Source organism: Blautia sp. Marseille-P2398, assembly GCF_964240315.1.
GTDB lineage: Bacteria > Bacillota > Clostridia > Lachnospirales > Lachnospiraceae > Blautia_A > Blautia_A wexlerae.
Genome location: NZ_CAXSTD010000013.1, coordinates 50,324 through 63,647, shown reverse-complemented (window position 1 = coordinate 63,647; position 13,324 = coordinate 50,324). Strand labels below are relative to the sequence as shown.

General features: G+C 41.9%; 12 protein-coding genes. 10 read left to right on the top strand and 2 right to left on the bottom strand.

Annotated features, from left to right (window positions below):
• Nucleotides 1–5 precede the first annotated feature (5 nt).
• Nucleotides 6–419 carry an ATP synthase F1 subunit epsilon gene (gene atpC / locus ACESZG_RS14455; RefSeq protein WP_008706997.1) on the top strand — a complete coding sequence of 138 codons (414 nt, stop codon included), beginning with the start codon at nt 6–8 and terminating at the stop codon, nt 417–419.
• A gap of 111 nt (nt 420–530) precedes the next feature.
• Here atpC and ACESZG_RS14450 read toward each other — a convergent pair whose 3' ends face one another.
• Together ACESZG_RS14450 and bsh are read right to left on the bottom strand one after the other, a co-directional pair.
• Complete coding sequence (locus tag ACESZG_RS14450) at nt 531–2,042, bottom strand: ATP-binding protein (protein WP_008706995.1); 1,512 nt, start codon at nt 2,040–2,042, stop codon at nt 531–533.
• A gap of 122 nt (nt 2,043–2,164) precedes the next feature.
• Nucleotides 2,165–3,142, bottom strand: coding sequence for a choloylglycine hydrolase (gene bsh / locus ACESZG_RS14445; RefSeq protein WP_008706993.1), 978 nt, complete (start codon nt 3,140–3,142; stop codon nt 2,165–2,167).
• 268 nt (nt 3,143–3,410) lie between these two features.
• Between bsh and yicI the strand changes: the two genes are divergently transcribed.
• The 9 genes from yicI (at nt 3,411) to ACESZG_RS14400 (ending at nt 13,309) form a co-directional block, all read left to right on the top strand.
• Nucleotides 3,411–5,765: an alpha-xylosidase gene (yicI, locus tag ACESZG_RS14440; RefSeq protein ID WP_008706990.1), complete on the top strand. Its 2,355-nt coding sequence runs from the start codon at nt 3,411–3,413 to the stop codon at nt 5,763–5,765.
• A gap of 300 nt (nt 5,766–6,065) precedes the next feature.
• Nucleotides 6,066–6,626, top strand: a complete 561-nt coding sequence (locus ACESZG_RS14435; RefSeq protein WP_020993265.1) for a prepilin peptidase — start codon at nt 6,066–6,068, stop codon at nt 6,624–6,626.
• On the top strand, nt 6,623–7,648 hold the full coding sequence (locus ACESZG_RS14430) for a hypothetical protein (protein ID WP_243246137.1): 1,026 nt from the start codon (nt 6,623–6,625) through the stop codon (nt 7,646–7,648). The genes ACESZG_RS14435 and ACESZG_RS14430 overlap by 4 nt, the downstream gene beginning before the upstream one ends.
• 35 nt (nt 7,649–7,683) lie before the next feature.
• Nucleotides 7,684–8,874 carry a CpaF family protein gene (locus tag ACESZG_RS14425; RefSeq protein ID WP_008706987.1) on the top strand — a complete coding sequence of 397 codons (1,191 nt, stop codon included), beginning with the start codon at nt 7,684–7,686 and terminating at the stop codon, nt 8,872–8,874.
• A complete protein-coding gene (locus tag ACESZG_RS14420; protein WP_008706986.1) occupies nt 8,871–9,644 on the top strand; it encodes a type II secretion system F family protein in 774 nt (257 codons plus the stop codon). The genes ACESZG_RS14425 and ACESZG_RS14420 overlap by 4 nt, the downstream gene beginning before the upstream one ends.
• 8 nt (nt 9,645–9,652) lie before the next feature.
• On the top strand, nt 9,653–10,687 hold the full coding sequence (locus tag ACESZG_RS14415; RefSeq protein ID WP_020993263.1) for a type II secretion system F family protein: 1,035 nt from the start codon (nt 9,653–9,655) through the stop codon (nt 10,685–10,687).
• A gap of 60 nt (nt 10,688–10,747) precedes the next feature.
• Nucleotides 10,748–10,948, top strand: a complete 201-nt coding sequence (locus tag ACESZG_RS14410; protein WP_020993262.1) for a Flp1 family type IVb pilin — start codon at nt 10,748–10,750, stop codon at nt 10,946–10,948.
• 30 nt (nt 10,949–10,978) lie between these two features.
• Nucleotides 10,979–12,445: a DUF5702 domain-containing protein gene (locus ACESZG_RS14405; protein WP_020993261.1), complete on the top strand. Its 1,467-nt coding sequence runs from the start codon at nt 10,979–10,981 to the stop codon at nt 12,443–12,445.
• Nucleotides 12,446–12,469: 24 nt separating this feature from the next.
• Nucleotides 12,470–13,309 (top strand): TadE family protein, encoded by an 840-nt coding sequence (locus ACESZG_RS14400; RefSeq protein WP_008706981.1) that lies wholly within the window; start codon nt 12,470–12,472, stop codon nt 13,307–13,309.
• Nucleotides 13,310–13,324: the final 15 nt, after the last annotated feature.

The window sequence follows — 13,324 nt, the reverse complement described above, 5'->3', positions numbered from 1 at the left end:
ATTTTATGGCAGATACATTTGGTCTTGAGATTTATGCCAGTAATAAGCTGGCGTTTGCAGGACGTGCCAAAACCCTGACAATCCCGGCTGTTGACGGTGAGCAGGCCTTTCTGGCACAGCATGAGAATATTGTTGCTGCTATCATTCCGGGAGAAATGCGTTTCGAGGAAGCTGATGGCACAAAGCATGTTCTGGCTGTGAGCAGTGGGTTTGTGGAGATGATCAATAACCGTGTGAAGCTGTTCTGTCTGACGGCAGAGAGTCCTGAGGAGATTGATATCCGCAGGGCACAGGAAGCGAAGGAGAGAGCAGAAGAGCAGATGAGACAGAAGCAGAGTATTCAGGAGTATCATATGAATCAGTTGGCTCTGTCCAGAGCTATGGCACGACTTAGGGTTACGAGTCATAAAGAAATTTAAAGAAACAAAATATATCAATAAAAAGCATCTTTGGATGGTCTGATGAAGGCTTTCCGTAGATGCTTTTATTGCTTTGTACCATGTTCTGACTTATTTCTTGGCTGGTGAAAATTATTTTTGCAGAGTCCATTTTCTGTTTGAATTATTTCCAATTGGAGATACATCAGGTATTTCTTTTAAAATAGCCCGGGTTCGCGGAAGACTTAATCCAATATATTCAGCAATATCACTGGTTTTTGAGATATTGTTTTTAGATAAATACTCTCTGATTTTTTCTATATTTTCCAAAGTTTTTTGGTTTTGTTTTTTATGACAGGATTTATTCGCTTGTTTTTTATCGCTTGTTTTTATCGCTTGTTTTTTATCGCTTGTTTTTATCGCTTGTTTTTTATCGAAGCTAAGAATCAGAAGAGTTCTATCTGGATCAAATTGTTCTTCTATAACTGGTTCAACCCAGCCTTGATCCTCCCATGTGTTAAAAATGTTGGGTACTCCGCTGCCGGCACGCTCGCCGATATTGATCAGATTAAACATTTTCATGAGTACTTTGTTGCGAGGATCAGAAATTCCCCCTTTTTTCATTTGTTGTTTTCCTGTTCTGGAATATCCTGGATTTTCAAATACTATTCTGTCAGCTTCTTTTCGGACTACAATGCCTCGAACACCATAAAAGTCTGCATTTATCAAACAGTTTGCGAGGGCTTCCCTCAATGCTTCATGTACGGGAGTATCATCAATACGGTTTCCATCGATTGTTTTAAAAGGTACCTTGATATCTTTAACAAGTTTATTATATACTCGGAAGTAAAAATCACATATATTACCGGACCATTCACCGGAACTTGACTGTAAGCGATCGGTCCAGCGTATAGTTGGATCCAGAATTTCACGATAATCTAAAAAATATTCAGGGAAATGTCGTACAATGTTATATTCATCTCCAAACATTAGCATTCCTGCAGCTGTTGGATGAAGGCATTTATCAATATTGGAAATGGCAGCAGCTCCTATGCTGCGTAAATATTCAGAATCATTTAAACGGCCAAATGGATGTGCAGGTTTAAGGGCTCGATGTCTGTTGCGATATCCCTGAATGGTTTCATAATTTAGGTCGCTTATTGGAACATCATCCAGTACATCCATATCCATAGTGTTGTCTGTCTGGTCGCGGAGCATGGCTTTCACCTGAAGTTTGGTACAATGATAGTCTCCTTCGTGATTTCTTCGAAATGTTCCGCCAAATATATCATCATTAATATACACAGGTTTTTGTTCTCTGTTTGCCATAGGAACATAAATCACGATGATAGTATCTTCATCCTTCTCATATATCTCTACATCCTGATCAGATAGAAGATTTACGTTGACCTTTTTTCGATTATTGATTGTATCCCAGAAATGTTTTAACAGCTTGTCCCTGTCTGTACTTTTTAAACCTGTAGTTCTCCAGGTTCCATCTTTGTTTTCGGCAACTCCCAGAATAATTACGCCGCCATAACAATTTGCAAAAGCAGAGTAAGTCTCCCATAAAGAAGAAGGAAGGCCGCCATTTGCTTTTTTTACTTCGCGCCGGTTATCTTCTTTATATAAGTTGAACTTTGTAATATCAAAAAAATGTACCATTGTTATTACCTCTTTTTGAAACCAATAATTTGTCTTTATTATACCGTACAGAACTGAAAAATGGCAATGGCTATAATTAAAGAATATTTGTCGAAATTGCCACAGGTATAGAGTGCTTCACATTAATTCTGGAAACAGATATTCTGTTTTGCGAGTACAGGATATCGGATTAGGACTGTTGTATCCAGATTTTCACGATGCATATCGACAGCATTGATCTGATGATTTTCATAGGTGGTATAATAATAAATTCCCTTTGTTGTGTTGCAGCAGGAAGTGTAGAGAGTGATCTCATATTTGCCTTTTGCTACTTCGCAGCAGCCACGCTGTTGATCTACGGAGCCGAGGATGTGGAAGAACTGGCTGACGCTTTCGAGTTCGGAGTCGCCGGATCTGGAGTTCATTTTTGTGAAGGCAACTTTGGCAAAGCGGGAGGCGGAGGAAAGGTCTCCCGGGAGGCCGAGGGCGCCCATACCGCGGCTGTAGGATTGGAGTTCTAATCCTGGAGCGAAGGTGTTTTCTGGTTGGCGAGGGGAGAGAGACTGGTAGTTGTTAAGCTGGAACATCTGCTGTGGGAAGGGTGGGTTATTGGTTAGTACCCCTACAGGATTTTCGTAGATATGGAGGCCGTCCTGCATGGATTCGATAACGAGGCAGCCGGAAGCATCTGCGAGGATCCAGTGGAGCTGAGCACATGGGAAGTTCTCACTGAACTGTGTGTTGGTGAGATTCATAGTTGAGAGTCTCTGGCGGGCTTCTTTTAAGGTGGCACACTGGCTGAGAATCCATGGGATGAATTCGAACTGGGCTACGTTTTCTTTGTCCGATACTGGTTCTGCATAGACTGCATTTCCTACGAAATTCAGACCTGCCATGCCGAGACCTTTTTCATTAATGGCATCATAGTAGAGTGGATAGTCTCCGGCCACATGAGCCATTCCGATGATGGCATAGTGAGAGTCAGGGGCTTTATCAGAATGACGGAAATGGAATGGGTAGTTTCGTGGTGTGATGGTGATTTCATCACCGTAGGAAAATTCATAATCAAGGGTTCTGCCGAAATAGAAATCTTTTGTTTTATAAGTTGCTGCTGTGCACATATTTTCTTACCTCCTGGTGCCAAAATAGATATACTTGTAGAACGTGTATATTTTGAAGAATATTACCACAATCTTTTGTTTTTATGCAATATACAGATTTTGTTTTTTGCACAGATAAAATTAGGTTATATTGCTGGTAAGAAAAAGAATCATGATGTATACTGGTATCAGATAATTATTCAGCAGTCCGTTATCCCGCGAGGTACTGAAAGAGTTTCAATTTTGGAAAATAAGCAAATCATAAGATTAAAAGCAAGGAGAATCAGGAATGAAGTTCACAGAAGGTTACTGGGAGAAAAATGAACGCGCAAACGCATCCTATGCGATGCAGGCTTTTACAGCGGAGGCAATTCCGGGAGGAATGAGAATTGTTTCTCCATTTCGCCAGATCACAGACAGAGGCGGTGCTCTGGATGTCGGAACTATCACTACAGAATTTATTTCTGTACGTAAAGATATCATAAGTGTAAGAAGTTATCATTATGAAGGTTATGTAAAAGGTGAGCCAAGGTATGAGCTGAATGAGGATCCGCAGGAAACAGAGGTTGAGATTACAGAAGATGAAGCTGTGATGAAAGCCGGAAGAATGACAGTAAGAGTGGACTTGAAAGACTTTAAGATCACATATGAAGCAGATGGAAAAGTTCTCACAAACATCGGATTCCGCAATCTTGGCTATATGCAGTATGACAGGGCTACTCTGACAAAATTCCCGGAACCAAACTATATGGCAGCACAGTATCAGCCATATATGGTGACAGAGCTTTCTCTTGCACCTGGAGAATGTGTATATGGTCTGGGTGAGAGATTTACAGCGTTTGTAAAGAACGGTCAGGTTGTTGATATCTGGAATGAAGACGGCGGTACAGCTTCTCAGATTTCTTATAAAAATATTCCGTTCTATGTAACAAGCAAACATTATGGCGTATTCGTAGACCACAGTGATCATGTTTCCTTTGAAGTTGCAAGTGAAAAGGTTGAGAATGTGGGATTCTCTGTGAAAGGTGAAGAAATCAGATATCATATTATTTACGGAGATGACATTAAGGGTGTAATCGAGAACTACACAGATCTTACAGGAAAACCGGCATTGCCGCCTGCATGGTCCTTTGGATTATGGCTTTCCACATCCTTTACAACAAACTATGATGAAGAGACGACCAATTCCTTTATCCAGGGAATGGCAGACAGAGATATTCCATTGAGTGTATTCCATTTTGACTGCTTCTGGATGAAAGAGTTCCACTGGTGTGATTTTGAATGGGATTCCAGAATCTTCCCGGATGTACCGGGAATGCTGAAACGTTATAAGGATAAAGGACTTAAGATCTGTGTATGGATCAATCCATATATTGCACAGGGAACTAACTTCTTTAAAGAGGGTCTGAAGAACGGATACCTGGTACAGCGTGCAGACGGAAGAGGAATCAAGCAAATCGACAACTGGCAGCCTGGCATGGGCCTGGTTGACTTTACAAATCCGGATGCAGTGAAGTGGTATCAGAATAAGCTGAAAACTTTGCTTGATATGGGTGTTGACTGTTTCAAGACAGACTTTGGCGAGAGAATTCCGGTCGATGTGAAATATTATGACGGTTCAGATCCGGTTTCTATGCATAACTATTATACATACCTTTACAACAAGGCAGTATTTGATCTGCTGAAGGAAGTAAAGGGTGAAGGTGAAGCAATCCTTTTTGCGAGAAGTGCTACAGCAGGCGGACAGCAGTTCCCGGTTCACTGGGGTGGTGACTGTTCTGCAACCTATGCTTCCATGGCTGAGAGCTTAAGAGGTGGTCTGTCCTTTACTTTATCAGGATTCTCTTTCTGGAGTCATGATATGGGCGGATTTGAAATGACAGCAGCACCGGATGTATACAAACGCTGGCTGCAGTTTGGTCTTCTTTCCACACACAGCCGTCTCCATGGTTCCAAGAGTTATCGTGTACCGTGGCTGTTTGATGAAGAAGCTGTAGATGTATGCCGTAAGTTTACAAAGCTGAAATTAAGATTACTCCCATATCTGTATTCTATGGCCGTAAAATCACACAAGACAGGTATTCCGTCCATGCGTGCAATGATCATGGAATTTAACGATGATCCTGCAACCAAATATCTGGATATGCAGTATATGTTAGGCGACAGTATTCTGGTTGCACCAATCTTCAACAAAGAAGGTCATGCAGAATATTATCTGCCGGCAGGAAAATGGACTCATCTTTTAAGCGGAGAAGTCAAAGAAGGCGGAAGATGGTATGAAGAAGATTATGATTTTTCTTCACTGCCTGTATTTGTAAGAGAGAATACTCTGCTTCCGATTGGTGCTGTAGATACTACCGTTGATTATGAACTGGAGAAAGATGTACAGATTCAGGTTTATGAAGTAAATGAAACTGCATCCTGTGAGGTAGTGACGCGTAAAGGAGAGACAGCTTTTACAGTAAAAGCTGTAAGACAGGGAAATAAACTCACTCTGGAAGCTTCAGCAGAAAATGGAGGTATGACCTATCTGCTGAGAAATATTCATGAAATAGCCAATGTTACTGGTGGAAGCATAGTGAAAGATACAGAAAATGGTATTATCATTGTACCGGAAGGATGCAGACAGGAAATAGAACTCTAATTGACAGGTGCATGATATTCTTTCTGTGAAGTGCATTATAGCCGGGTTTATGTTACTGTTCAATTTGTTCTCAGTAATACACTTCGCATAGTATATTTCGGGATAGCAGCGTGTGGACAGGTAACAAGTTTATAAATATTTTAGAAATTCGACAAAAAATAGGACTGGACAAATCAATTGTCCGGTCCTATAATAATACTCACCAGAGTTCTTCTGGTGATTCAATCCCGTCAGTTCGGCGGTTAATTCCACTTTTATTTTTTTAAAATACCAAAGAGGAGACAGACTGTTTCCTATTGTATGAACAGTATCGAAACAGTTGCGAAAAATATAAGACTGGGGGTGATGCAATATGCATTTTTTCACCTTTTTCCTGTAGCGGTTGCCGGGACTGCCATGATCATGGATATCCGTACAGCAAAAGTTGATAACGGATGGATTATTTTTTCCATGTCTGTGGGACTGTTTGTCTGTATATGGCAAAAGAATATTACGGGAATTGGATTTTTTATAATGGGAAGCGTAATGCCGTTATTTCTTATGATCCTCTTTGCTTTTGGGATGATAGGTGCCGGAGATATTAAACTATTCTGCGCACTGGGAGGGATAATGGGCTGTGAATCTATCATAAAATGCATCTTTATTTCTTTTCTGACAGGTGCAGGCATTTCGGCCGCACTTCTGATCTTTAACCACAATTTCTGTGAACGTATCCTTTATTTTATTGAATATGTGAAATGTACAGTCGGTACGGGAAAGATTAGTTCCTATCGGAGAAAAAGTATTGCTGCTCCTGAAAATTTCCATTTTACGATTCCTGTTTTTATAAGTGTGTTGTTATATGCAGGAGGTATCTATTGAAAAGAAATATTTTTGCAGTATGCGATCTGGAAGTGGATTATGCGCTGAACTTTATGGACTATATGAACCGGAAGAAGAATATTCCCTTTGAGATACAGGCATTTACATCTGTAGAGAACCTGATTGCCTATGGGAACCAAACACGTATAGAGTTGCTGTTGATCTCCGGGCGGGCTATGTGCCGGGAAGTCCGGGATCTGGATATCGGGAAGATCATCATTTTGTCGGAAGGGGTACACCCTCCGGAACTTGACCAGTATCCAAGTGTGTATAAATATCAGTCTTCTTCTGATGTTCTCCGGGAAGTGATGGCATATTATGGCGCCGAAAAAAAGACAGTGGCAGATCAGATTGCTGTATTAAAAAAGACAACAGAAATTATTGGAATATTTTCACCTCTGGGACGTTGTCTGAAAACCTCTTTTGCATTGACACTTGGACAGATACTTGCCAAAGAACGAGCCGTTCTTTATCTGAATATGGAAGAATATTCCGGATTTGAAGAATTGATGGGAAAAGGTTTTGCCCACAATCTGAGTGATCTTCTTTATTATGTGAGACAGGATAATCAGAATCTTCTCTATAAGATGAACAGTATGATACAGACAATCAATAATCTGGATTATGTTCCACCTGTGCAGATGCCGGCAGATATCCGTACAACAGCCTGGCAGGACTGGGAACGGCTTTTTCAGATGCTTATAATTGACAGTTCTTATGAAGTGATTGTGCTGGATATTGGATGTGGGATTGATGAAAATTTCCAGCTGCTGGATATGTGTAAGAAGATTTATATGCCTGTATTGTCTGATGCTGTTTCACAGTGTAAGATTGCGCAGTTTGAGAATCTGGTCCGAATCTGGGATTATCCTCAGATTCTGGAAAAGACGGAAAAGATAAATCCACCGTTTCATATGGCAACCTGTCTGTCACCTGCGTATGTTGAACAGCTGATGTGGAGTGAACTGGGAGATTATGTGCGGAACCTTCTGAGGAAAGAAAGCCAGAAAAAAGAAAATTAAAAAAGTTCCGGAAAGATGCTGTAAAGGGAAAAAGGATGAACAAAGATGTATTTAGAAAGCTGCGGCAGATGCTGATGGAAGAACTGGATCTGTCCAGAGAATTATCGGATAAAGAAATCCTTGATGTAATTGATGAGCTGATTCTGAACCAGATAAAAGATGTCCGTCTTGCGCTGAAAGAAAAGGTACAGCTTCGTCAGGAACTGTTTTATTCTGTCCGCAAACTGGATGTGCTTCAGGAACTGGTGGATGATGAGACAGTGACTGAGATCATGGTAAACGGGCCGGATACCATTTTTGTAGAACGGGCCGGCAAGCTTATGAAATGGCATAAAAGTTTTACTTCTGCTGAGAAACTGGAGGATGTGATCCAGCAGATTGTTGGAAAATGTAATCGTGTGATCAATGAATCCATGCCGATCGTGGATGCAAGACTGGAAAATGGTTCCAGGGTAAATGCTGTAATTTATCCGGTTGCATTAAATGGTCCGATTCTCACTATAAGGCGTTTTCCTGAACACCCCATTACAATGGAAAAGCTGATCGCACTGGGAAGTATCACACAGGAATGTGCAGAATTTCTGGAGAAGCTTGTGAAGGCCAGATATTCCATGGTCATAGGAGGCGGAACCGGAAGCGGAAAGACTACATTTCTTGCGGCAATGTCGGAATATATCCCCAGGGACGAAAGACTGATCACAATAGAAGATAATGCAGAACTTCGCATCAGGGGAATTGACAATCTGGTCCGGCTGGAAGCAAAGATGGCAAACATGGAAGGAGCAGTTTCCGTTACGATCAGAGATCTGATCAAATCTGCATTACGAATGCGTCCAGACAGAATCATAGTGGGAGAAGTCCGCGGCGGAGAGGCAATGGATATGCTTCAGGCATTGAATACAGGGCATGAAGGGTCGCTGTCTACTGCCCATGCCAATTCTGCCAGGGATATGTTATCCAGACTGGAAACAATGGTTCTGATGGGCGTTGATCTTCCATTGGAAGCAATCAGAAGACAGATTGCTTCCGGAGTGGATATTCTGGTACATCTGGGAAGAATGAGGGATAAATCAAGGAAATTGCTGGAAGTAACTGAGGTGTGCGGCTTTGAAAATGGAGAAATCCGTATCCGGCCGCTGTATCAATGGCAGGAAGGGAAAGGTCTTGTAAAGACAGCATCCCTCCTTCATGTGGAAAAACTGGAAAGAGCGGGGATTGAACTATGAAAGGGAAAGAAAAAGAACAGCTTTATCAGAAACGTAATTATGATCATTATCGTTTTTCTATGAAAGAACTACTGAAATATATGGGACAGGCACTGGCGTTGTGCATAATGGCAGATTATCTTTTTTACAAAAGTAAATGGGTGTTGCTTCTTATGCTTCCCGTTCCTGTGTTTTATCTGAAATGGCAGAAAAATCGTATGATCAGGGAAAGACGGAAGAATCTGAATTATCAGTTTAAGGATGCACTTACTTCGCTGAGTGTTGCGGTTCAGGCCGGATATTCGGTGGAAAGCGCGGTAAAAACCTGTGTCAGAGATTTGGAGAGACTCTACGGAAAGGGAACGGATATTGTGGAGGAATTTCGCTATATTGAAAGCCAGCAGCATATCAGTGTTCCGCTGGAAGAGCTGTTTCTGGATCTTGGAGAAAGAAGTCAGATAGAAGATATCGAAAATTTTGCCTCTGTATTTTATACAGCCAAGCGTACAGGTGGTGATATGAACCGGGTAATTCAGAAGGTGTCTCGTATGCTTGGAGATAAGATTGACGTTAAAAAAGAGATAGAGGCTACACTGGCAGCAAAGAAGTCAGAACAGATGATCATGAGTCTTATGCCTGTGGGAATTATCCTGTACTTGCAGATGACTTCACCGGGCTTCTTAAGTGTTCTTTATGGAAATCCCTTTGGAATTGCAGCAATGAGTATCTGTCTTGTCATTTATGCTGCGGCATACTGGCTTGGCAGAAGGATTGTAGATATTGAGGTGTGACAGTACAAATGTGGGTACATGTTGTCATTTTTGTTATGATCCTGTGTGCACTGACCGGCTGGAAAAAAGGATGGATTCCATCTTCCGGAATCGGAGGGAAGGATGGTATCAGACTTTTTGCGGTAGTAGCGATAGCCGGAAATCTGCTGGGCATGATCCTTACTTTGCAAAACGGTGGACAGGTGTATCCTCAGGGATACCGTCTGGAAAAGGAGGATACAGGATCATATGAGAAGGAATTTATGGTATCCGTTGACGGAGAAGAACCGGTCTCCATGTACATTCAGGTACCGGAGAAGGAACTGGAAGAGCAGGAGGAAGAACCGAAACAGAATAAGAAGCTGACCAGAAAAGAACAGGCACAAAAAAGTATTGCAGAGGCAGTATCCCGGTATAACGAGCAGCGCAGTGATCCGGATTATTATTATCTTCCGGATAAGCTGAATGGAAAAAAGGTAAAATGGGAAAGTCCGGCAGACACTTCCGGAATGCTTCTGACAGGACTGTTTCTTATTGCGGCAATGGCAATTCTTGTGATGAAAGGGAGAGAAGAACAGGTTCAGCTTCAGAAACGGTATGAAGAACTTCTTATGGATTATCCGGGACTGATCATGAAATTTACACTTCTGGTTCAGGCCGGGATGACTGTAAGAAAGGCATTCCAGAAAATTTCTCTGGATTATGGAAGAAAGAGAAAGCGGAATCCAAGACCTGCGTATGAAGAGATACGGATTGTATGCTATGAGATGGAAAGCGGAGTTTCTGAAAGTGAAGCATACAGAAGATTTGGAGAAAGATGTGGTCAGGCAAAGTATAAAACATTTGCCACGCTTCTTATCCAGAATCTCCAGAAGGGTAGCAGACAGATGGCTGATATGCTTGAAAGAGAATCAACCGAAGCATGGGAAGAACGAAAGAGAAAAGCACGTGTTCTTGGAGAGGCTGCAGCCACAAAACTTCTGGTGCCGATGATCATGATGCTTATTGTCGTTATGGCAATTGTCATGATTCCTGCTTTTATGTCTTTCTACGGAGAAACATGATAAGGTGTTGCAGTAAATTCTGTGCAGCGTAAAGGGTGCTTTTGGATATGGAGGGAAAAAATGGGACAATTGATAAGACAGATAAAAAAGAAAAACGGACTGATACGAAGATTCGCAGAGGAAGAAGACGCTGTAGGTGTTGTGGAGATCATTCTGATTCTTGTAGTCCTGATCGGGCTTGTCATTATTTTCAAAGAGCAGCTGACCGAACTGGTGCAGAGCATTCTTTCAAAGATCGCCAAACAGAGTAATTCTATTTAAGATGAAAAGAGAAGGAGGTGTACTTCCTGTATGAAATATTGCGGAAAGGAAAGAGGAAGCATTACATTATTTCTTGCATTAATACTCAGTCTGCTTTTGTCTCTTGTATGTACAAGTATAGAATCTGTACGTATGGCATCGGCCAGAACCCAAATACTCAACAGTATGGATATCGGACTTTATTCTGTATTTGGACAGTATGACAGGAAACTTCTTGAGGAATATGATCTGTTTGCGCTGGATGGTTCCATGGGAGGCGGGCAGCTTAATCTCGCAAAGATCTGCGATAATCTGGAATCCTATATGAAACCGGTGTTAAAGCAGAACAGTCAGAAACTTGAACTGCATCAGAGCGGACTTACCGGTTACCGGCTTCTGACAGATGAGTGCGGAGAGGTTTTTTATCAGCAGATTGTGCAGTATATGCAGGAAACTCTTGGAAGTCAGGGGGTACAGCTCCTTCTCAACAAAATGTCTGATCGAGAGAGAAAAACAGAAGAGGCGGATTTGAAAGCGAAACAGGCGGAGACAGGAGGCTCCATCGACAGATATGATTCGGAAATGGATCAGGCTTCTCAGAAAAGCCGGCAGGCAGCACAGGAAGCTGAAAACAGGCAGCAACAGGAAGGACAAATATCAACCCAGCCACAGGCTGACAATCCCATCAGTATTATAAAAAGAATTATGAAAATGGGAATACTGGAGCTGGTTTTGCCGCCCGGACGGGAAATTTCCACCCGGACAGTCAGCAAAGACACAATGGTTTCGGGAAGACAGCTGCAACAGGGAATGGAGATGCCGGACGGAGTGACAGCAGATAGCAGTTATACTTCCGGGGTTTTGTTTCAGCAGTATCTGATGAATCATCTGGGAAATTACACAGATCCGTCAAAAGAAAGTCTTGCATATCAGATGGAATATGTTTTTGGAGGAAGAGACAATGATATAGATAACCTTAAATCTGTGGCATCAAAGCTCTTGTTCATCAGAGAAGGCGTAAACTTTGCATGTTTGATGGCAGATAATGTAAAAAGAACAGAGGCACAGGCACTCGCTGCAGCCATTGCGTCGGGATTTCTGGTTCCTCCGGCAGCAGTAGTGATAGAGTCTGCATTGCTTTTATGCTGGGCATTTGCGGAGAGCGTACTGGATGTGAGAGAACTTTTTGCAGGAGGGAAGATTCCCCTTGTAAAAACTTCCGCAGACTGGCAGATTTCGCTGTCTAATCTTTCAAGTCTGATGGAAGGACTGGATTCCATGCGGAAAAACAATGAACATGGATTGTCCTATGAGGATTACCTTCAGGTTCTGATATTGCCTGTTTCAAAGGAAAAGAAAGTGATGAGAGCTATGGATATGATCGAAGATGCGATAAGAAAGAAAGGCAGGGCAAATTTTTATATGGATTCCTGTGTTGTAGCTCTGGAGGCATTTGCGGAGGTAAAAGCAAACAGGAAAAAGGAATTTCAGGTGATACATCAGTATTGTTATGAATGAATTGCTGAAAAGAGGTGTGAAAAGATGCTTTTACAGAAAGAAAAACAAAGCATTGAAGAAATCGGAAAAAAAGATAAAAAAATTTATGAAAGGAGAAAAGTCTCTCTAAGCAATATTTACGATCTTTTATTCCCCCAAAAGAGTCGGAAATATTTTCGGACAAATGCAAAAGAACATATTGGAGAAGTTTCTTCTGTAAAAGTATCTTTCTGCACCTCTTTTCGGGGAAAGATTAAGAAGGGAAGTCTGGCAGTAGAAACAGCACTTGTACTGCCGCTGTTCTTCCTGGGAATGGTTACGCTGATTTCGTTTATGGATATATATAAACTGCAGACGGAACATCTGACTGCATTGTGTACGAAGGCAAAACAGGCAGGAATGTATGCGTATCTTCCGGGTGGGGACAGTGTTGATGATATTACGCTGCCGGATATCTACACGTATAAACCCTTTGGTGGACTGATACCTCTTCCGGATGTTGTAGTTTATAACCATGTAAAAGTCCATGCATGGACAGGAACCGAATTTCCTGACAATGGAGGAGAGCAGGGAGAAACAGAACCGATGGTTTATGTAACTGCCTCGGGCAGTGTGTACCATAAAAATCCGGGCTGCAGCTATCTGAATGTTTCATTAAAACAAATTCCCGGAAGTTCCGCAAAATCTGCATACAATAAGTACGGGGAGCATTATTCAGCCTGTGAAATCTGCAGCAGGAATCAGAATCCGGCAGGAGTGGTATATGTTACGGAACAGGGAAACAGATACCATAATCTGGAGTCCTGCAGTGGGCTGAAACGTTCGGTAAGACTGGTAAAAGCTTCCTCTGTTTCGGAAATGGGAGCATGTAGCAGGTGTGGCTGAATTTTGCCGGAGAGA